Annotated in this window: 18 protein-coding genes; 8 read left to right on the forward strand and 10 right to left on the reverse strand. The window is 59.4% G+C overall.

Annotated elements, in window-relative coordinates:
• Positions 1-271: 271 nt before the first annotated feature.
• Complete coding sequence (gene msrB / locus M2433_RS09560) at positions 272-685, forward strand: peptide-methionine (R)-S-oxide reductase MsrB (protein ID WP_029739831.1); 414 nt, start codon at positions 272-274, stop codon at positions 683-685.
• A 56-nt stretch (positions 686-741) separates the two neighbouring features.
• The gene (locus tag M2433_RS09565; RefSeq protein WP_196239757.1) at positions 742-1,005 is read left to right on the forward strand and encodes a YeaC family protein; all 264 of its coding nucleotides are present in this window, start codon (positions 742-744) and stop codon (positions 1,003-1,005) included.
• Between the two features lie 192 nt (positions 1,006-1,197).
• On the opposite strand, the gene M2433_RS09570 is transcribed toward M2433_RS09565, so the two are convergent.
• From M2433_RS09570 to sppA, 4 genes are all read right to left on the reverse strand, one after another.
• The gene (locus tag M2433_RS09570; RefSeq protein ID WP_429057109.1) at positions 1,198-2,454 is read right to left on the reverse strand and encodes a glycoside hydrolase family 18 protein; all 1,257 of its coding nucleotides are present in this window, start codon (positions 2,452-2,454) and stop codon (positions 1,198-1,200) included.
• A 220-nt stretch (positions 2,455-2,674) separates the two neighbouring features.
• Positions 2,675-3,316 carry a bifunctional nicotinamidase/pyrazinamidase gene (pncA, locus tag M2433_RS09575; RefSeq protein WP_429057111.1) on the reverse strand — a complete coding sequence of 214 codons (642 nt, stop codon included), beginning with the start codon at positions 3,314-3,316 and terminating at the stop codon, positions 2,675-2,677.
• A 9-nt stretch (positions 3,317-3,325) separates the two neighbouring features.
• Positions 3,326-4,342 (reverse strand): asparaginase, encoded by a 1,017-nt coding sequence (gene ansA, locus M2433_RS09580; protein WP_429057113.1) that lies wholly within the window; start codon positions 4,340-4,342, stop codon positions 3,326-3,328.
• Between the two features lie 62 nt (positions 4,343-4,404).
• Positions 4,405-6,261, reverse strand: a complete 1,857-nt coding sequence (gene sppA, locus M2433_RS09585) for a signal peptide peptidase SppA (protein WP_429057116.1) — start codon at positions 6,259-6,261, stop codon at positions 4,405-4,407.
• A gap of 167 nt (positions 6,262-6,428) precedes the next feature.
• Between sppA and M2433_RS09590 the strand changes: the two genes are divergently transcribed.
• The 3 genes from M2433_RS09590 (at position 6,429) to M2433_RS09600 (ending at position 10,055) form a co-directional block, all read left to right on the forward strand.
• Complete coding sequence (locus M2433_RS09590; protein ID WP_063432173.1) at positions 6,429-6,980, forward strand: NAD(P)H nitroreductase; 552 nt, start codon at positions 6,429-6,431, stop codon at positions 6,978-6,980.
• A 116-nt stretch (positions 6,981-7,096) separates the two neighbouring features.
• Entirely contained in the window at positions 7,097-8,140 is a 1,044-nt protein-coding gene (gene selD / locus M2433_RS09595; RefSeq protein WP_429057117.1) for a selenide, water dikinase SelD, read from the forward strand.
• 4 nt (positions 8,141-8,144) lie between these two features.
• The gene (locus M2433_RS09600; protein WP_429057118.1) at positions 8,145-10,055 is read left to right on the forward strand and encodes a DNA topoisomerase III; all 1,911 of its coding nucleotides are present in this window, start codon (positions 8,145-8,147) and stop codon (positions 10,053-10,055) included.
• Between the two features lie 115 nt (positions 10,056-10,170).
• On the opposite strand, the gene gdhA is transcribed toward M2433_RS09600, so the two are convergent.
• A complete protein-coding gene (gdhA, locus tag M2433_RS09605; RefSeq protein WP_429057120.1) occupies positions 10,171-11,514 on the reverse strand; it encodes an NADP-specific glutamate dehydrogenase in 1,344 nt (447 codons plus the stop codon).
• A gap of 228 nt (positions 11,515-11,742) precedes the next feature.
• On the opposite strand from gdhA, the gene M2433_RS09610 reads away from it, so the two are divergent.
• Positions 11,743-12,021 (forward strand): DUF1496 domain-containing protein, encoded by a 279-nt coding sequence (locus tag M2433_RS09610; RefSeq protein ID WP_429057123.1) that lies wholly within the window; start codon positions 11,743-11,745, stop codon positions 12,019-12,021.
• On the opposite strand, the gene M2433_RS09615 is transcribed toward M2433_RS09610, so the two are convergent.
• The gene (locus tag M2433_RS09615; RefSeq protein ID WP_429057125.1) at positions 11,981-12,397 is read right to left on the reverse strand and encodes a pyrimidine (deoxy)nucleoside triphosphate diphosphatase; all 417 of its coding nucleotides are present in this window, start codon (positions 12,395-12,397) and stop codon (positions 11,981-11,983) included. The two genes, M2433_RS09610 and M2433_RS09615, sit on opposite strands and share 41 nt — an antisense overlap.
• A gap of 75 nt (positions 12,398-12,472) precedes the next feature.
• Between M2433_RS09615 and M2433_RS09620 the strand changes: the two genes are divergently transcribed.
• On the forward strand, positions 12,473-13,042 hold the full coding sequence (locus M2433_RS09620; RefSeq protein ID WP_429057128.1) for a carboxymuconolactone decarboxylase family protein: 570 nt from the start codon (positions 12,473-12,475) through the stop codon (positions 13,040-13,042).
• Entirely contained in the window at positions 13,035-13,652 is a 618-nt protein-coding gene (locus M2433_RS09625; RefSeq protein WP_429057131.1) for a CDP-alcohol phosphatidyltransferase family protein, read from the forward strand. The genes M2433_RS09620 and M2433_RS09625 overlap by 8 nt, the downstream gene beginning before the upstream one ends.
• Here the strand turns inward: M2433_RS09625 and M2433_RS09630 are convergent.
• From M2433_RS09630 to M2433_RS09645, 4 genes are all read right to left on the reverse strand, one after another.
• Positions 13,649-14,956 carry a rhodanese-like domain-containing protein gene (locus M2433_RS09630; RefSeq protein WP_429057134.1) on the reverse strand — a complete coding sequence of 436 codons (1,308 nt, stop codon included), beginning with the start codon at positions 14,954-14,956 and terminating at the stop codon, positions 13,649-13,651. The genes M2433_RS09625 and M2433_RS09630 overlap by 4 nt on opposite strands.
• A gap of 73 nt (positions 14,957-15,029) precedes the next feature.
• Positions 15,030-15,650 (reverse strand): ATP-binding cassette domain-containing protein, encoded by a 621-nt coding sequence (locus M2433_RS09635; protein ID WP_429057136.1) that lies wholly within the window; start codon positions 15,648-15,650, stop codon positions 15,030-15,032.
• Positions 15,650-17,179 carry a thiamine ABC transporter permease gene (locus tag M2433_RS09640; RefSeq protein WP_429057138.1) on the reverse strand — a complete coding sequence of 510 codons (1,530 nt, stop codon included), beginning with the start codon at positions 17,177-17,179 and terminating at the stop codon, positions 15,650-15,652. Before M2433_RS09640 ends, M2433_RS09635 begins: the two co-directional genes overlap by 1 nt.
• Positions 17,152-18,312: an ABC transporter substrate-binding protein gene (locus M2433_RS09645; RefSeq protein WP_429057182.1), complete on the reverse strand. Its 1,161-nt coding sequence runs from the start codon at positions 18,310-18,312 to the stop codon at positions 17,152-17,154. Before M2433_RS09645 ends, M2433_RS09640 begins: the two co-directional genes overlap by 28 nt.
• Positions 18,313-18,316 lie beyond the last annotated feature (4 nt).

Here is an 18,316-nt window from a genome sequence, read left to right on the forward strand (position 1 = left end):
AAGCGGAATCGTGTCAATCATTGCGACAAATCAATCCTGTGACTAACGTTTGTGCGACTGACTCGCCTCACTTTCCCTTTGAGCTTGCAACCACATGGGGGCTGCGCCCGGAATTTTAAAGTCCTCGCAGGATAAAAATGTGAACACGATCACAATTGCCTGACCGCCTTTTCGCGACACATAAGTTTAGAACAAAAGTGCACGCAAGGGTGTTAATGTTTTGTTAGAATCCGGGTTAAAGATGTCTGTTTCTACAGCGAGATGTAAGCATATGTCGAACCAACGTAACCCTGATGATTTGAAAAAAAACCTCACAGAAATGCAGTTTTACGTGACGCAGAATCACGGAACGGAGCCGCCGTTTACCGGGCGTTTACTGCACAACAAGCGAGACGGCGTCTACCACTGCCTGGTCTGTGATGCTCCTCTGTTCAATTCACAAACGAAATTTGATTCTGGCTGCGGCTGGCCGAGCTTTTACGAGCCGGTGAGCGATGAGGCAATCCGCTACCTGACCGACTCGTCGCACGGCATGGTGCGCACGGAAATTCGCTGCGGTAACTGCGATGCGCACCTTGGGCACGTCTTCCCGGATGGCCCTCAGCCAACGGGCGAGCGTTTTTGCGTGAATTCGGCCTCAATGAGCTTCACTGACGACGAAAACGGCGACCAGGTTAAGGGTTGAAAAAACGATTCAGCAAATTATTCCTTTGAAAGGGCGCGATTGTGAATATTGATGACATGATTAGCGGCATGACGCCGGAGATTTATCAGCGTCTGGTGACCGCCGTGGAGCTGGGAAAATGGCCCGACGGCGTTGCGCTGACGCCGGAGCAAAAAGAGAACAGCCTGCAGCTGGTGATGCTGTGGCAGGCGCGCAATAACACCGACGCGCAGCACATGACGATCGACACCCAGGGTCAGATGGTGATGAAGAGCAAGCGTGAGCTGAAAGAGGACTTCGGCATCACGCCGAAGCCGATTGCGACGATGAAAATGCAATAACGGTGCACTCAGCCCTCTCCCACAGGTCATGTCGTTACAGAGTGGCAAGGAACATGAAGTGAACGTAATGACCACCAGAGCCGTATGTTCCCCCTCACCCCAGCCCTCTCCCTCAAGGGAGAGGGGGTTGTCCGTGCAGGCATTATTTTGTGGGGAACCCTCAGCCCACAGGGAGAGGGTTTGATTACTTCACTACTTGTGCGGGATCCCGAGCGACTCCGCCAGCTGCTTCGCTAGCCGGTTTTCGTCATCCGCGCCGTACTCCCAGAACATTGCCCCGGCAAGACCTTTCTCTTTGATGTAGTCCGCTTTGATCGCAACGGAACGCGGATTCTCATACGAAATCGCAAACAGCGCGTTGCCGTCGGCATCTTTCACCGACAGCCATGGGACTTTTGCCTGGTCGTCCCAGTGCTCGGTAAAGCGCTGTTGCGGATCGTTCAGCAGCTTCTTCACGATATCGTTGTACTTCACGTAGGTATCTTTGGTCAGGTCATAGCCGAGCGATCTGAACAACTCAATCTCATGGGAACCGAAGTAGGGCTGCGTGACCGGATTTTTTTGCGCGTCGGGTTTCGTCCAGTCAATGCCCGGTTCCACCGCGCGTTTTGGCACGCGGCCATAGAAACCGATTCCGAGGTTCATCTGCTGCGGCTTCAGCCCAGCGGCCAGATAGTTGTTCACCACAAAATCCACGCTGTATTTGTCCGCGGCGGCCACCGTCGGCCAGGCGCTGGAGTCATAAAGGTTGGCGTTGAAGTACTGCGTACCGTACGCCATGTCGTAGGTCATCAGGTTGATGTAGTCGAGCAGGGGAGCGATGGCTTTGACATCCACCCAGCTTTTCGGACTTTCCGCATTGGCGCCCACCGCTATGGTCACCAGCTTTTTGTGCCCGAAGGCGGCGCGCAACTCTTTCAGCAGGGCGGTGAAGTTATCCCGATCGGCGGGCTGGCTTGCAACCAGCCCCCAGGCACCGTTCACCGGGTACTCCCAGTCGAGATCGATTCCGTCCAGGCCGTATTTGTCGACAATCTCCTGCGCGGAGCGGATAAACACCGCGCGACTCTCTTTGGTGGCCGCCGCGCCGGAGAAGCCACGGGCGCCCCAGCCGCCAACGGAGAGCAGGACTTTGAGATGTGGATTTTGCTTACGCAGGATCGGGATTAACGCGAGGTCGGAGGCGACTTTGGGTGACAGCCAGATCTGATGCAGCTTCGCCGGATCTTTCAGCGCGGCGTTGGTTTCGTCTTTTTCATCGTTATAGACCAGACCAAACGAGTAGTTCAGGTGGGTAATCTGACGGACGTCCAGCTTATTGATATCGCCACCCGGTCCGGCGGTGACGTCACCTCCGCCGTTAAAGTAGCCCACGGACATCAGGGTACTGGCAGAAGCAACGGAAGCGCACAGCAGGGGCAATGCTGCCAGCAAAGGCATACGTTTCATACAAGTTCCTCTTTGACATAATAAAATTAACCACGCCACGGAAAAGGCGTGGCGAAAAAACAGCCTGACGAGAATAGCATTGCCGCTGCGCTGAGGATGCGAGGGAGTTCACTTTATGGGGATTGGGGAAGAAATGCCGGGTGGCGGCTTCGCCTTACCCGGCCTACTTTCTGCGGGTTTTGTAGGCCGGGTAAGCGCAGCGCCACCCGGCTAGAAAGGCTTATGCCTGCGTTTCGAACCAGTCTTCGAGCGTATACAGCGTTGCGCCTTCCGCTGCCATATCCATAAACGCCTGGGCGCTGTCATGCGGCTGAATGTTCACCCCGCGGCAGCCGTCGGTGATAACGCTGACGGTATAGCCTAGCTGGAGCGCGTCCAGCACGGTAAACTTCACGCAGTAATCCGTTGCCAGACCCAGCACAATCAGCTCCGTGATTTCATGGTGACGTAACCACGCGTCCAGCGCCGTTTTCTGGCGATGCCCGTTATCAAAAAACGCGCTATAGCTGTCGATAGCCGGGTTTTCACCTTTATGGAACACCGCGTCGATGGCTTTATGGTTCAGGAGCGGATGCAGCTCAGCGCCTTCCGTCTGCTGTACGCAGTGATCCGGCCAGAAGGTTTGCGGCAATCCGTCGAGTTCACCCAGAGTGAAAGGCTCAACGCTGTGCTGGCTGGCAAAGCTGCCGTGGTTAGCCGGGTGCCAGTCCTGGCTTGCGACAACCGCTTCACCGCGGGATTTGCACCAGTCAATCAGCGTGTTTGCCACGTCAACGGTGCTGTCACCTTCGGCGACGGCCAGCGCACCGCCCGCGCAGAAATCATTTTGCAAATCGACCAGGAGCAGGGCGCGTTGCTTCATGAGACCTCCTTATTCGTCAGGCGTCAGTTCGCCGCGCAGGTTTTGCATCATCGCGCGGCGAATGGACTGAATATCCAGATCCTGACTCAGTAAATAGTGAAGTTTAGTCAGCGTTGCCTCAACGGTCATATCGAAGCCGCTGATCACTCCCGCATGCGCCAGCGCGTTGCCGGTGGCATAGCCGCCCATGTTGACTTTACCGGACATACACTGCGTTAGATTCACCACCACAATTCCGCGCTCGCTGGCTTCCTGAAGCTCTTTCAGGAATTCGCCGTTCTGCGGCGCATTGCCCACGCCATAGGAGCGCAAAATCAGCGCTTTCACCGGCTGTCGCAGGAAGTTACGCACCACGTCCGCCGAGATACCCGGGTAGATGGTCACCACGCCAATCGGTTGTGGCGTGATCGGATGCACAATCAGCTCGCCGGCGGTGTTTGGCGCAGGCGGCGTTCCCAGACGACGGATATGAATACCCGCTTCCAGCAGAGGCTGTAGGTTCGGCGAGGCGAAGGCGTCAAAACCATCGGCATGGGCTTTGGTGGTGCGGTTCCCGCGATAGAGGCGGTTGTTAAAGAACAGCGATACTTCGTTAATCGGGTAGTTCGCCGCAACGTACAGGGAGTTAAGCAGGTTGATCTGACCGTCCGAGCGCAGCTCCGCCAGCGGAATTTGCGAGCCCGTCACGATAACCGGCTTGCTCAGGTTCTCCAGCATGAAGGAGAGCGCCGAGGCGGTAAAGGCCATGGTGTCTGTACCGTGCAGGATCACGAAGCCATCGTACTTATCGTAATGGGCTTTAATGTCATCCGCGATGTGCTGCCAGTCTTCCGGCGTCATGTCGGAGGAGTCCATCAGCGGCTCGTACTCGTGGATAGTAAAGTCAGGCATTTCCGGACGGTGGAATTCTGGCATCAGCGCAAGCTGACGTTGAAGATGGCCGGAGACAGGGATATAGCCGTTTTCAGAGCGCTGCATACCGATGGTACCGCCAGTGTAGGCTACATAAATCGATTTCTTCTGCATGGGTGTGAGTTCTTGTTCTTCAAAAGAAAAAAATCCCCTCTTCGCGGGAAGAGGGGACGGTTTTAACGGACGTTCGCGCAGGTCAGGCAAAACGCGTAACGACTCTGCGGATCGTTAAAGGCCGCGAGCTTATCGCTTTCCGCCTTCATCGCTTTCGCCGCCGTGGCAACCGGCGCAGGCAGGTAAGCCTGCATCGCCTCCGGCAGCATGGCGCGTACCGAGCCGGACATGCTGTCCATGACCATATCGAAGAACGACGGCTCGTCCTGGTAATACTCGATATGCCACTGCTTGAGCTTCGCCAACTCGGCGGCTTTCTTCACCGCGTCATCGAAGTCGCCCAGGCTGTCAACCAGACCGTTGCTCTTCGCATCCTGGCCGGTCCAGACGTGGCCCTGTGCAATCTGATCGATCTGCTCAGGCGTCTTTTTACGCGAATCCGCCACGAGGGTGATAAAGCGTTTATAGCCATTCTCAATGCTGAGCTGCATCATCTCAGAGACTTCCGGCGGCAGGGATTTTGTCACCGACACATCCGCCAGCGGGGAGGTCGCAACGCCATCGGTATGCACGCCCAGAGAATCCAGGCTGTTTTCTACGGTGTTGATGACCCCGAAGATGCCAATCGAGCCGGTCAGCGTGCTTGGGTTGGCCACGATGTAGTTGGCTGGCGTTGAGATCCAGTACCCCCCGGAGGCGGCCATTCCGCCCATGGATACGACTACCGGCTTGCCGGCGGCACGCGCCGCAGCCAGTTCAGCGCGGATCACCTCAGAGGCGCTGACGCTGCCGCCAGGGCTGTTCACCCGCAGGACAATCGCTTTCACTTTCGGATCGAGGCGAGCATCGCGGATTTGCGACGCGGTAGTATCGCCGCCCACGTTCCCCGGGGTCTCCTGACCGTCCATGATGGCACCGTTCGCAAAGACGACCGCAACGCTGTCACCGTTCTCATCCGGTTTTTTCGTCGAGTAATCATACATGCTGATGGCGCTGTAATTTTTGTCCTCTTTGCTCCAGCCAAACTGTTTGCTCAGGGATTTTTCAATCTCGGCGCTGGTGCCCAGGGCATCAACCAGTTTGTTATCGAGCGCATATTTCGCGGTATCACCGTCAACCTTGCGCAGGCCCTCCAGCACGCCCTGCGCGCCCGGGAACACCTGCTCAGGCGTAATCTGACGGTTAGCGGCAACGGTGCCCAGATAGTTCTGCCACAGTTCGCCAATCCAGCGGCTGTCCGCTTCACGGGCGGCAGGGGACATATCGTCGCGGATAAACGGCTCAACCGCAGATTTATAGGTCCCGACGCGGAAGACGTGGGTGGTGACCTTCAGCTTGTCGAGCAGAGACTTGTAGTACAGGCCGTTGGTGGCAAAGCCGTGCAGATCGACCGTACCCTGCGGGGAGAGCCAGATTTTGTTGGCAAAGCTCGCCAGGTAATATTGCCCCTGGCTGTAGCTGTCGCCCACGGCAATCACCGGCTTGCCGCTGTCGCGGAATTCGCGCAGCGCTTTACCGATGTACTGCATTGAAGGCTGATCGCCTCCGGCAAAATCTTTCAGATCCAGCACGATCCCGGTGATGTTCCGGTCGTCTTTGGCCTGGCGGATGGTATCGACGATATCGAACAGGGAGTTTTCCTGCAGGCGGTCTGAGGTTGCGCCAAACAGCTGGCGACCAATCACGCTCAGGCGACTGCTGGTGGACGGCTTATCAACAATCACGCCGGTGATATCGAGTAATAGCGCGCCGCGCGTTGAATGCTGCGCCTGATTTGCACTGCTGATGTGCATCCAGATGCCCGCGCAAACCAGCACCAGGAAGATGAAGAAGATATTCATCACCAGGTTGCGGACGAAGTTGAGCAGTCTCCACGTCCATTTAAAGAAACCGGCAATGATTCGCCAAAGGGTTCGCATGTATTCTCCCTAACCAGAAAATGACTGTTTCCGTCGCCACAGGACGGTAATGTTGGGTTATCGTAATGACCCAACCGCCACTTGTCAGCAGGAATCGCCTGCCAGGCTGTAACAAAATCTGCCGTCGTGTTAATTTTGTGAGTAAATCTCAAGAAAGGAGTTAACCAATGGACGCACTTGAACTGCTTGTTAACCGCCGTAGCGCTTCCCGCCTGGCCGAACCTGCCCCGGCAGGCGAGCAGATGGAGAACATTCTGCGTGCCGGTATGCGTGCCCCCGATCACGGCACGCTGCAGCCGTGGCACTTCTTTGTGATTGAAGGCGAAGGGCGCGATCGTTTCAGTCAGCTGCTGGAGCAGGGCGCGGTGGCCGCGGGGCAGGATGAGAAAGGGATCGACAAGGCGCGCAATGCCCCGTTCCGCGCCCCAATGATCGTCACCGTCGTGGCAAAATGCCAGGCTGACCATAAGGTGCCGGTCTGGGAACAGGAAATGTCCGCAGGCTGTGCCGTGATGGCGATGCAAATGGCCGCCGTTGCACAAGGGTTTAACGGTATCTGGCGCACCGGTCCGCTGACCGAAAGCCCGGTGGTCCGTGACGGTTTTGGCTGCGGCGAGCATGACAAAATTGTCGGTTTCCTCTATCTCGGTACCCCGCAGCTTAAAGCCTCCAGCACCATCAGCGTGCCGGACACCACGCCTTTCGTCAGCCGTTTCTGATAACCCGCGCTAAACTGTCTGGATTCTGAGCATCTGCCGCAGAATTCAGACAGTCATACTTACCTCTTTATGGAATGAGCGCTACCATAGCGCGATTGAGATGACAGGAGACGTCCATGAGCGAGCAAACCATTCGTTTAACGCAATACAGCCACGGAGCCGGTTGCGGTTGTAAAATTTCCCCGAAAGTGCTGGAGACCATCCTGCACAGTGAACAGGCGAAGTTTGTCGACCCGAACCTGCTTGTCGGCAACGAAACGCGCGACGATGCTGCAGTTTATGACTTAGGTAACGGCACCAGCATTATCAGTACCACCGACTTCTTTATGCCGATTGTCGACAACCCGTTCGATTTCGGGCGTATTGCGGCCACCAACGCCATCAGCGACATCTTCGCCATGGGCGGAAAGCCGATTATGGCCATCGCTATTCTGGGCTGGCCAGTCAACACTCTCGCACCGGAAATTGCCCGTGAGGTGATTGATGGCGGGCGTTTTGCCTGCCAGCAGGCGGGGATTGCGCTGGCCGGTGGTCACTCTATCGATGCGCCGGAGCCTATCTTCGGCCTGGCCGTCACCGGCGTGGTGCCGACCGAACGCGTCAAGCGCAACAGCACCGCGCAGGCGGGCTGCAAGCTATTCCTCACCAAGCCGCTGGGCATTGGCGTGCTGACCACCGCTGAGAAAAAATCCCTGCTGAAACCGGAACACAAAGGTCTGGCGACAGAAGTCATGTGCCAGATGAACCTCGCGGGTGCCGCTTTCGCCAATATCGACGGCGTGAAGGCGATGACCGACGTGACCGGTTTTGGTCTGCTGGGACACCTCTCCGAAGTGTGTCAGGGGGCGGGCGTGCAGGCGCAGCTCTGGTATCAGGACGTGCCGAAGCTGCCGGGCGTGGAAGAGTACATTGCGCAGGGCGCGGTCCCGGGCGGTACCCAGCGCAACTTCGCCAGCTATGGCCATCTGATGGGCGAAATGCCGGAAGAATGGCGCAACCTGCTGTGCGATCCGCAAACCTCCGGCGGCCTGCTGCTGGCGGTCACGCCGGAGTCCGAAGCCGAGGTGCAGGCGACGGCCGCCGAGTTTGGCATTACCCTGACGGCGATCGGCGAGCTGGTCACCGCCCGCGGTGGCCGACCGATGATTGAGATCCGTTAATTCGATGCGGTTGTTTATTGCCGAAAAGCCGAGCCTGGCCCGCGCCATCGCCGACGTGCTGCCGAAACCGCATCGCAAGGGCGACGGCTTTATCGAGTGCGGTAACGGGCAGGTGGTCACCTGGTGTATTGGTCACCTGCTTGAGCAGGCGCAGCCGGATGTCTACGACAGCCGCTACGCCCGCTGGAACTTGAACGATCTGCCCATCGTGCCTGAAAAATGGCGCCTGCAGCCCCGGCCTTCGGTCACCAAACAGCTGAACGTGATCAAGCGCTTCCTGCATGAAGCCGCTGAAATCGTTCACGCGGGTGACCCGGACAGGGAAGGACAGCTGTTGGTGGATGAAGTGCTGGACTATCTCGAGCTGGCGCCGGAAAAGCGCCAGCAGGTTCAGCGCTGCCTGATCAACGACCTCAACCCGCAGGCCGTTGAACGTGCGATCTCGCGCCTTCGCGCCAACAGCGAATTTATCCCGCTGTGCGTCTCCGCGCTGGCGCGCGCGCGCGCGGACTGGCTGTACGGTATCAACATGACCCGCGCCTACACTATTCTTGGTCGTAACGCAGGCTATCAGGGCGTGCTCTCCGTGGGCCGCGTGCAGACGCCGGTGCTGGGGCTGGTGGTGCGTCGCGACGAAGAGATTGAGAACTTCGTCGCCAAAGATTTCTTTGAAGTGAAAGCGCATATCGTCACGCCGAAAGACGAACGCTTTACCGCGGTCTGGCAGCCGAGCGACGCCTGTGAATCGTATCAGGATGAAGAGGGGCGCCTGCTGCACCGTCCGCTGGCGGAGCACGTGGTTAACCGCATTACCGGTCAGCCCGCTATCGTCACCAGCTATAACGATAAACGGGAATCAGAACCCGCGCCGCTGCCGTTTTCGCTGTCTGCACTTCAGATTGAGGCGGCCAAAAAGTTTGGATTGAGCGCGCAGAACGTGCTGGATATCTGCCAGAAGCTCTACGAAACGCATAAGCTTATCACCTACCCGCGTTCCGACAGCCGCTATCTGCCGGAAGAGCACTTTGCCGGACGCCATTCGGTGATGAACGCCATTAGCGTGCACGCGCCGGATCTGCTCCCGCAACCGGCGGTAAACCCGGACACCCATAACCGCTGCTGGGATGACAAAAAGGTGGATGCCCACCACGCGATTATTCCCACGGCCCGCGCCAGCAGCGTCAACCTGACCGAGAATGAAGCGAAGGTCTATAACCTGGTTGCCCGCCAGTATCTGATGCAGTTCTGCCCGGACGCGGTGTTCCGCAAGTGCGTGATCGAGCTGGAAATCGCGAAAGGGAAGTTTATTGCCAAAGCGCGCTTCCTCGCGGAAGCAGGCTGGCGCACGCTGCTGGGCAACAAAGAGCGTGACGAAGAGAACGACGGTACGCCGCTGCCGGTCGTTGCCAAAGACGATGAGCTGCTGTGCGAGAAAGGGGAAGTGGTGGAGCGTCAGACCCAGCCGCCGCGCCATTTCACGGATGCGACGCTGCTGTCGGCCATGACCGGGATCGCCCGGTTCGTGCAGGATAAAGATCTGAAGAAGATCCTGCGCGCCACCGACGGTCTCGGTACGGAAGCAACCCGCGCGGGGATCATCGAGCTGCTCTTTAAGCGCGGTTTTCTCGAGAAAAAAGGACGCTATATCCATTCGACAGAGCCGGGACGCGCGCTGATTCATTCGCTGCCGGAGCTGGCCGCCAGGCCGGACATGACGGCGCACTGGGAATCGGTGCTGACGCAGATAAGCGAAAAGCAGTGCCGCTATCAGGACTTTATGCAGCCGCTGGTGGGGACGCTTTACCAGCTGATCGATCAGGCGCGCAGCACGCCTGTGAAGCGGTTCAGAGGTATGGTTGCACCAGGTGGTGCGAAGAAACCGTTTAAAAAGAAAAAGAGCGCGGCAGCCTCTTAACCGTCGGCCGGGTAAGGCCTGGCCGCCACCCGGCGAAAGGCAGCTCTGCGGCCTAAAAAAAGCCCGGTGGCGGCGACGCCTTACCGGGCCTACAGGGCGAGGACGCAGCGAAAACTTAAATCACACCCTGCCCAATCATCGCATCCGCCACCTTCACGAACCCGGCGATATTCGCACCGCGCACGTAGTTGGTTTGCGACGCTTCACCGCCGTACTCCACGCAGGCGTGGTGGATATCCAGCATGATATGGTGCAGGCGTGCATCCACTTTCTCCGCCTTCCAGCCGAGACGCGCGGCGTTTTGCGCCATCTCCAGGCCGGAGGTCGCCACGCCGCCCGCGTTGGCGGCCTTGCCCGGCGCAAACAGCACGCCCGCGTCCAGGAACAGATTGGTCGCTTCGATGGTGGTCGGCATATTTGCCCCTTCCGCCACCGCCTTCACGCCGTTGCTAATCAGTGTACGCGCGGCGTCCACGTCCAGTTCGTTCTGCGTGGCGCACGGCAGGGCGATATCCACCGGCACGCCCCACGGCTGTTTGCCTTCCAGATACGTCAGACCCAACTCCGCGGCATAGTCTGAAAGACGGCCATCGCGGCTGGCTTTAATGTCGCACAGGCGCGCCAGCTTCTCCGCCGTAAAGCCGGCTTCATCCACCACCGTGCCTCTGGAGTCTGACGCTGTTACCACGCGAGCGCCGAACTGCATTGCTTTTTCGATAGCGTACTGCGCCACGTTACCGGAGCCGGACACCGCCACGCGCATGCCTTCGAAGCCTAAACCGTGGCGCTTGAGCATGGCCTCGGTGAAATAGACCAGGCCGTAGCCCGTGGCTTCAGGGCGGATCAGGCTGCCGCCAAAGGACAACCCTTTGCCGGTGAAGACGCAGGCGCTGTTGTTGGAGAGCTTTTTCATCATCCCGGCCATAAAGCCCACTTCGCGGGCACCCACGCCGATATCTCCCGCCGGTACGTCGGTATCCGGGCCCAGATGGCGATAGAGTTCGGTCATCAGCGCCTGGCAGAAACGCATGACTTCGCCTTCGCTTTTGCCTTTGGGATCGAAATCACTTCCGCCTTTACCGCCGCCCATCGGCAGGGTGGTCAGCGCGTTTTTAAACGTCTGTTCGAAGCCGAGGAATTTTAAAATCGACAGGTTCACGGAAGGGTGGAAGCGCATTCCACCCTTAAACGGGCCGATGGCGGAGTTAAACTGCACGCGCCACGCGCGGTTAACCTGAACCTGATTACGATCGTCCACCCAGGCCACGCGGAACTGGATCACGCGCTCTGGCTCGACCAGGCGTTCAAGCACAGACATCTGACGATAGCGCGGGTTTTCTTCAAGGAAGGGCCACAGGGTGGTCATCACTTCACGAACGGCCTGGGCAAACTCGCTTTGGTGCGGGTCGCGCTGCTGAACATGGGCAAGGAAACTTTCCAGAGAGCGTGTCTGATCCATAGATATAAGAACCTCTTATAATAATGTTTGTATATGACTTATGCGATTTGTGTTGTTTTTTTGACTATACCACCCGTACCGCTTTGTGAAGCAAGCAGAAATGTATGCCGAAAGGGAAATTAATGACCCGGGCCGGGTCATAACTAAAAGCGATGACGAGATAAATTAAAGGTTCCGCTCGCGTTTACCGTTATAGTCATTATCAAGGAACAACAGGAAAATGTGTCTATGAACCGTTATGTACTTACCGCGTTATGCTTGTTCTTTACCGCAGGCGCGCAGGCTGACCGCATTCGCCCGGATGTAGAAGTGAACGTGCCGCCGGAAGTTTTTAGCTCCAGCGGCCAGAACCAAACGGTGCAGCCCTGCAATCAGTGCTGCATCTATCAGAATCAGAACTACTCGGAAGGGGCCGTTGTGAAAGCGGACGGCATTCTGCTGCAGTGCCAGCGCGACGAGCGCGCCATCAGCACGAACCCGCTGGTCTGGCGCCGCGTAAAACCATAAACGTTTCCAGCAGCGGAATATCCGCGGGGGCTAAGGCGTAGCCGAGCGCGTCGTCAGGCGTACACCACACCAGCGCGCTGTGGTAGTGCGCCGCGAGCTCGCCGCTAAAAGCGGGCACGTGCCAGGCATGCAGGTTGATTATCCGCTGCGAGACTTCCCGCTGGTGGCTTGCCACGTACTGCCCCGGCTGCGCCCTAATGCCGAGTTCTTCCCACAGTTCGCGAACAAGCGCCTCGGGCTGCGTCTCTCCGGCTTCTACTTTTCCGCCTGCAAATTCCCACATTCCGGGTTGGTCAGCGTGGGCAGGGCGCTGCGCCAGTAAAATTTTGTCGTCTTTTTCGATGATGGCCGCAACGACATCGATTGTTTTTAGCATGGGCGTCAATACTTGATAACGTAAAGCACCATATTATCGTGCCCTTTGTCAGAGTCCAGCCATCAGGAGAATCCGGTGAAAGAGACGTCCACCTGGGTCGAGCCCATCCCAGCCCTTCCGGCGAGTTTAAAACCGATTGCCGCCATGCAGAAAAAACACTTTGGCGCCGTGCTTAACCCCACCCGCTGGTGGGGGCGCATGCCGCGTCTTTTCTGGCTGGTGGCGCTGTTTGTCGGGTATCTGGAGCGTCGCCGCGCGCGCCTGACGCCCGTGCTGCGTTCACTCCTCATGACGCGGGTGTCGCAACTCTGTCACTGCGCGTTTTGTATTGATGCCAACAGCCTGCGGCTGGCCGAGCGCTGCGGTGCGCTGGATAAAGTTCAGGCCGTGGGGAACTGGCATGATTCGGCCTTATTCACCGAGCAAGAGCGCGCTGCGCTGGCCTACGCCGAGGCGGTGACCGCCACGCCGCCCCGGGCGGATGAGGCAATCAGAACGGCGCTGAAACGCCACTTCACGGATGATGCCATTACCGAGATGACGGCGCTCATTGCGTTTCAGAATCTCTCCGCCCGCTTTAACGCCGCCCTGGACATTCCCGCTCAGGGCCTGTGCGCCACGCTTAACGAGACTCCCCATGCTTGATCGCCACCTGCACCCGCGGATAAAACCGGTTCTGAATGGTCTGGTGTCCGTGCTGGACAGGCCGGGCATCACGCCCGACGGATTAACCCTGACCGGGTTTGCCGTCGGCGTCCTGACGCTGCCGTTTCTGGCCCTCGGCTGGTACCCGGCTGCGCTTGTCGCCATCGTGCTTAACCGCCTGCTGGATGGTCTGGACGGCGCGCTGGCGCGCCGGAGAGGGCTGACGGATGCGGGGGGATTTCTCGATATCGCGCTCGATTTTCTGTTCTACGCCCTGGTGCCGTTTGGCTTTGCGCTGGCTGCGCCCGCGGAGAATGCGCTGCCTGCCGCCTGGCTGCTGTTTGCGTTTATCGGCACCGGCAGCAGCTTTCTGGCGTTTGCGGCGCTGGCCGCGAAGCACGACATCGACAACCCCGGCTATGCGCACAAGTCGTTTTATTACATCGGCGGGTTAACGGAGGGGACGGAGACCATCGCGCTGTTTGTGCTGTGCTGCCTGTTTCCGGCGCACTTTGCGCTGTTTGCGTGGGTCTTTGGCGCGCTGTGCTGGCTGACCACCACAACGCGCATCTGGAGCGGCTATGTGACGCTTAAGTCACGTCACGCTTAAAGGGCGCTTTCGGGCCCGCGCTCACCGGTAGTCACCGGGTTCTGCGGGTGGCTGCTCCATTCGTACCAGCCGCCGTCATAAACGGCGACGTTCTTCCAGCCCATCGCCCGGGCGTACATAAAGGTTTCTGACGCCCGCCAGCCGGTGCCGCAGTAAAACGCGACGTGCTGCTCCGGCAGAATATTCCAGCGCTTCCACATGGCGGCAATATCGTCAGCGCTGCGCATGGTGCCATCCGGGTTATGGAAGTCCTCCATGTGGGTGGCATCGCTGCCTGCGTGGCCCCAGCGGGCCCCGGCAATTTCACCTTTTGGCTTGATGTAGCTGTAGCCGCTGGTTTCACCGATGAACTCCGGCCACGAGCGAATGCTGACCAGGGAGGCATCCTGGCGGTGCAGCATCTTGCGCGCCTGTTCCATATCCACCATCAGCTGCGGCTGGCCGGGGATCGGCGCGCCAAAATCGGGGGCGGGTTTGACGGGGCCGGGCACACCGCCCTGCACCAGCAGTCCCGAATCAGACCATGCCTTCCAGCCGCCGTCCAGAAGACGTACATCTTTCACGCCGGCGTATAGCATTATCTGGGCCACACGCGCGGCGGCGTAAACGTCGCGACCATACAGAATAACGGTGGTGTCATGGCGGATCCCGTGTTTCTCCAGCATCGCTTTCAGCTTGTCGTCAGAGACTTTATTCCACAGCGGTTCGCTTTCCACCTCGTTGGTGTCGATGTAGCCCGCCCCGGGAATATGGCCCAGCAGATAAAATTTAGGCGCCCCCCAGCCGGCTTCTATAATCTTCCAGTCGGCTGATGGTGCGGCGGTAATACGTTCCCCTTGCTGCAGGCGATGGAGCCACTCCGGGTAAACCAGCTGTTCAAAGTGCGGCAGACGCTGAAGACGGCCGGGAGTCTGCAAAGCATCGCTGAGCAGCGAAACGTGGCGGTATCCGGCTTTTTCCAGACGGGCTTTCACCGCCTGGTTATCCCTGTCGTTACCGTACAGGGCGATGGCCGTTGCAGGGGTCAACTGATGCTGTTTTGCCCATAGCGCAAGCTGCTCGTCGCTCATGCTGTCAAGCCAGGTGGCAGAAAGGTTGAGTGCGGCGGGTTCATGCCCGGAAGGCGCGCGGAAAGTCTGTGGCCAGCCGTTATAGAAGGCGCTGGGCCGGGTATCAACAGGCGTGCCGTGCTGTGCCTGAAGCTGAGACAGCGTCATCGCGTTGGGCATATCAGCCGCCAGAGAGGAAAAAGAAGCGAGGCCACAGAGCACGGCCAGCGCGGTCAGTTGAGAAACACGTTTCATCGAATAACCTGACGTCAATTAAAGAGGGGGGCATTGTCGTCTCTCCCGAAACGGAAAACATTGCGTTAGCACATTATTGCCAGCGAGAAATCTCAATCAGCTCGCCGCCCGGCGGAATATCGTCCTCATCGTGCGTGACCAGCACCACCGGAATATCGCGCGCGCGGACGGCGTCAAATACCCATGCCCGGAATGACGCCCGTAACGCTTTATCGAGGCGGCTGAACGGTTCATCCAGCAGCAGCGCCTGCGGCTCAGCGAGCAGGGCGCGCAGCAGGCTGACCCGGGCGCGTTCCCCGCCGGAGAGGGTCGCCGGATCGCTGGCGTAACGGTCGCCAAGCCCGGCGGAATCCAGCGCCTGCTCGACCGCTTCCCGACGGGCGCGCCCGACGATCCGCTCAGGCAACGCCAGCAGCAAATTTTGCCCGACGCTGAAAGGGTCAAAGAGCAGCGCGTCCTGAAAGAGAATGCCCAGCCCGCGAGACTCCACGGGAAGACCGTCGCAGCGGCGCGCGTCGAGCCACAGTTCGCCCCGTGCCTGAAAATCGTCCGACAGTGCGCCGACCATCCAGGCAAAAAGGGTTGATTTCCCGCTGCCGGAGGGGCCCATCAGGGTGACAATCTCCCCGCGAGGAACGCAAAAATTGACCTCGCGGAAAAGCGGTTCGATGGTGAGATGGTTTACCTTCAGCATTAACGTAATCCTTGTCGGTAGCGGCTCGCGAGCCGTGATAGCAGTGCGGCAAGGCCAAACACCGCGCCCGTGACCAGCAGTAACCCCAGCGCCCGGTTCGCCAGAACCGGGATGCTGCCCCCGCTGCTGAGCGCGACGGTCTCGGTGGTCAGCGTGGCGAAACGCCCCGCGCCCAGCCACAGCGTCGGCATGTATTGCGCCATGCTGACGGAAAAACCGGTGGCAAAGGCCAGCAGCGCAGGGCGCAGCAGCAGCGGGCATTTCAGCAGGCAGAAGATTTTTGCCCGCCGCCAGCCGAGCGTTCTGGCGGTAAGGATAAGCCGGGGATCGATCCGGCGCCAGGCGGGCTGCAGTACCAGCAGCATCCACGGTAGCACCCACAGGAGATGGCTCCAGAGCACGGCGGCGTAGTGCCCGTCGAGTCCCAGACGCAACGCCATCGCGTACTGGCCGGTGACGAGCGGCAGTGCCGGAAGGGCGAGCGGCAGCCACACCCACGCCGCGCCGCGCTGCGGCCCCCACTCCAGCCAGAGAACGCAGACGACCAGGGCGATCAGGCTTGAAAGCAGGCCGAAGGAAAGGCTGGTCCCCACGGGGCCCACGTCGTCCCGCTGCGCCAGCATGAACAGCACCGCGGCGCACGCTGCGCCGCACGCGGGCAGAAAGCCGCTGAGTGCACGTTCAGGCAGAACGCGCTGAGACCTGCGGCGCGTCCCGCTGAGGTCCGGAACCGTTCGGCGCCATGCCTTCCACAGGCCGTACCCCAGGGCGGCCAGCGCGGCGAGCAGCAAAAGGATAAGCAGGCACAGCAGCGTCCCTTTTGCCTGCTGCTGGGCGTCGCCCTGGCTCAGCCACTGCCAGGCCAGCACGGCCAGGGTAGGCGGGTTTCCTGGACCGAGAACGATCGCCACATCCACGACCGACAGCGACCACGCCAGTACCGCCAGCATCACCGCCCCGAGGACGGGGGCGATCGCCGGAAGGATCAGCCAGTTAAGTACCTGAAAGCGTCCGTAACCGAAGGTCTGCAGGACGACCTTCTGCTGTGCAAGCCGTTTTTCCGGCAGCACGGCGTAAATCGCCCACAGCACAAACGCGCTCTCTTTGACGGCAAGCGTCACGCCCAGCCCGGTGCCATAGCGGTCAAACGGAGCCGTACAGACGGTACAAATCTGATAAAACAGACCGCCCTCGGCAAACAGCAGTAACGCGCTGGTGGCGAACGCCACGTGGGGGATTGCCAGCAGCCACGGCAGGCGCGTGGTGAGGCGTCGCCAGCGCTTGCCGGGCCAGAAAAGGCTGACGAGAAGTAGGGCAATCAGCAAGGCACCCAGCGTGGCGATGAGCGTGGATACCAGCGTGGCGACGGTTGCCTGAGGCAGCTGCGGGTCGTTGAGCAGCAGCTGCCAGCTTCTCACGGAAAATGCCGGCGCCAGCAGCATGGCGCCGGCGGGCAGGATTGGCAGATAGATTACCGCCATCGCCAGCCAGACAAGCCCGCTTAGCGGGTGCCGTAACGACGCAGCCATTCCTGCTCCAGCGCGTTTACCCAGGCGGACTGCGGCTCTGCAAGCATCTTAGGCAGGCCCTTTGGCGTGTGGGCCATCAGCTGTTTTGCTTCATCTTCTGGCAAGGTGCTGGCATCCAGCACGCTCGGGTCTCCCCAGACGGCCGGGTCGGCTTTGCGGATCTGCGCCTGGGGTGAAAGCAGGAAATTGGCGACCACCTTTGCGCCTGCGCTCGCGCTGGCATTCGCCGGAATCGCCACAAAATGGACGTTGCCAATCGTTCCGCCGTGGAAACCAAAGCTGTAGCTGTCGGCGGGCAGTTCGCCGCGAGCGACTTTTTGCTGCGCATGCGCCGGGTTAAAGGTCAGCGACAGGTTCAGACTGCCGCTGGCAAGCAGGGCATCCATGCGCGCAGGTGAGGGGGGAAAGTCTTTTCCTTCTCGCCACAGCAGCGGGTGGAGTTTGTCCAGATAATCCCAGAGCGGTGCCGTCACCTCGACAAAGGTGCTATCGGGTGCCTTTTGCAGCGCCTGTGGGCGAGCGGTGAGCGTCAGAAGCAGCTGCTCGAGAAATGCCGTGCCGGTAAAATCAGGTGGGCGAGGATAGCTGATCTTGCCCGGGTGCTGCTGCGCGTAAGACAGCAGCGCCTGAGGATCCTCCGGCGGCGTCGGCATGCTGGCTTTGCGGGCGATAAAGGTTAGCTGCGCGCCGCCCCACGGCGACTCCGCCCCGTCGGTGGGAAGGGCAAAATCTTCCGTTACGGGTTTGCGGGTATCGACATAGCGCCAGTTTGGCAGCATCTGTGCCCATCCGGTCTGCAGCAGGTTAGCCTCTTTTAACGTGCGGAAGTTTTCCCCGTTGACCCACAGCAGGTCGACTGAGCCGTTGGTTTTACGCCCTGCGGCGGCTTCCGCCTGGATCCGTTTTACCGCATCGGCAGCGTCCGCCAGCGGGACGATTTTGAGGGTAATGGCGTAGTGCGTTTGCATCTCACCGCTGACCCACTCCAGATAGCGGTTGACCGCCGGATCGCCGCCCCAGGCGTTAAACCAGACGGTCTGGCCTTTGGCCTGTTGTTGGATTGCGTGCCATCCGTCGGCGGCACAGAGGGGGGCTGCCAGCAGCAGGCCGGTCAGAAACGCGCAAAAACGCACACGG

The sequence above is a fragment of the Enterobacter sp. AC1 genome (assembly GCF_050434705.1).
GTDB lineage: Bacteria > Pseudomonadota > Gammaproteobacteria > Enterobacterales > Enterobacteriaceae > Enterobacter > Enterobacter cloacae_L.

Excerpts from the sequence above, each read along its gene's own strand:
- M2433_RS09590 (WP_063432173.1), top strand. The coding sequence starts at position 6,429 with ATGGACGCACTTGAACTGCTTGTTAACCGCCGTAGCGCTTCCCGCCTG.
- sppA (WP_429057116.1), bottom strand. The coding sequence starts at position 6,261 with ATGCGAACCCTTTGGCGAATCATTGCCGGTTTCTTTAAATGGACGTGG.
- pncA (WP_429057111.1), bottom strand. The coding sequence starts at position 3,316 with ATGAAGCAACGCGCCCTGCTCCTGGTCGATTTGCAAAATGATTTCTGC.
- M2433_RS09630 (WP_429057134.1), bottom strand. The coding sequence starts at position 14,956 with ATGAAACGTGTTTCTCAACTGACCGCGCTGGCCGTGCTCTGTGGCCTC.
- M2433_RS09625 (WP_429057131.1), top strand. The coding sequence starts at position 13,035 with ATGCTTGATCGCCACCTGCACCCGCGGATAAAACCGGTTCTGAATGGT.
- gdhA (WP_429057120.1), bottom strand. The coding sequence starts at position 11,514 with ATGGATCAGACACGCTCTCTGGAAAGTTTCCTTGCCCATGTTCAGCAG.
- M2433_RS09610 (WP_429057123.1), top strand. The coding sequence starts at position 11,743 with ATGAACCGTTATGTACTTACCGCGTTATGCTTGTTCTTTACCGCAGGC.
- M2433_RS09570 (WP_429057109.1), bottom strand. The coding sequence starts at position 2,454 with ATGAAACGTATGCCTTTGCTGGCAGCATTGCCCCTGCTGTGCGCTTCC.
- M2433_RS09600 (WP_429057118.1), top strand. The coding sequence starts at position 8,145 with ATGCGGTTGTTTATTGCCGAAAAGCCGAGCCTGGCCCGCGCCATCGCC.
- M2433_RS09565 (WP_196239757.1), top strand. The coding sequence starts at position 742 with ATGATTAGCGGCATGACGCCGGAGATTTATCAGCGTCTGGTGACCGCC.
- M2433_RS09615 (WP_429057125.1), bottom strand. The coding sequence starts at position 12,397 with ATGCTAAAAACAATCGATGTCGTTGCGGCCATCATCGAAAAAGACGAC.
- ansA (WP_429057113.1), bottom strand. The coding sequence starts at position 4,342 with ATGCAGAAGAAATCGATTTATGTAGCCTACACTGGCGGTACCATCGGT.
- M2433_RS09635 (WP_429057136.1), bottom strand. The coding sequence starts at position 15,650 with ATGCTGAAGGTAAACCATCTCACCATCGAACCGCTTTTCCGCGAGGTC.
- msrB (WP_029739831.1), top strand. The coding sequence starts at position 272 with ATGTCGAACCAACGTAACCCTGATGATTTGAAAAAAAACCTCACAGAA.
- M2433_RS09640 (WP_429057138.1), bottom strand. The coding sequence starts at position 17,179 with ATGGCTGCGTCGTTACGGCACCCGCTAAGCGGGCTTGTCTGGCTGGCG.
- selD (WP_429057117.1), top strand. The coding sequence starts at position 7,097 with ATGAGCGAGCAAACCATTCGTTTAACGCAATACAGCCACGGAGCCGGT.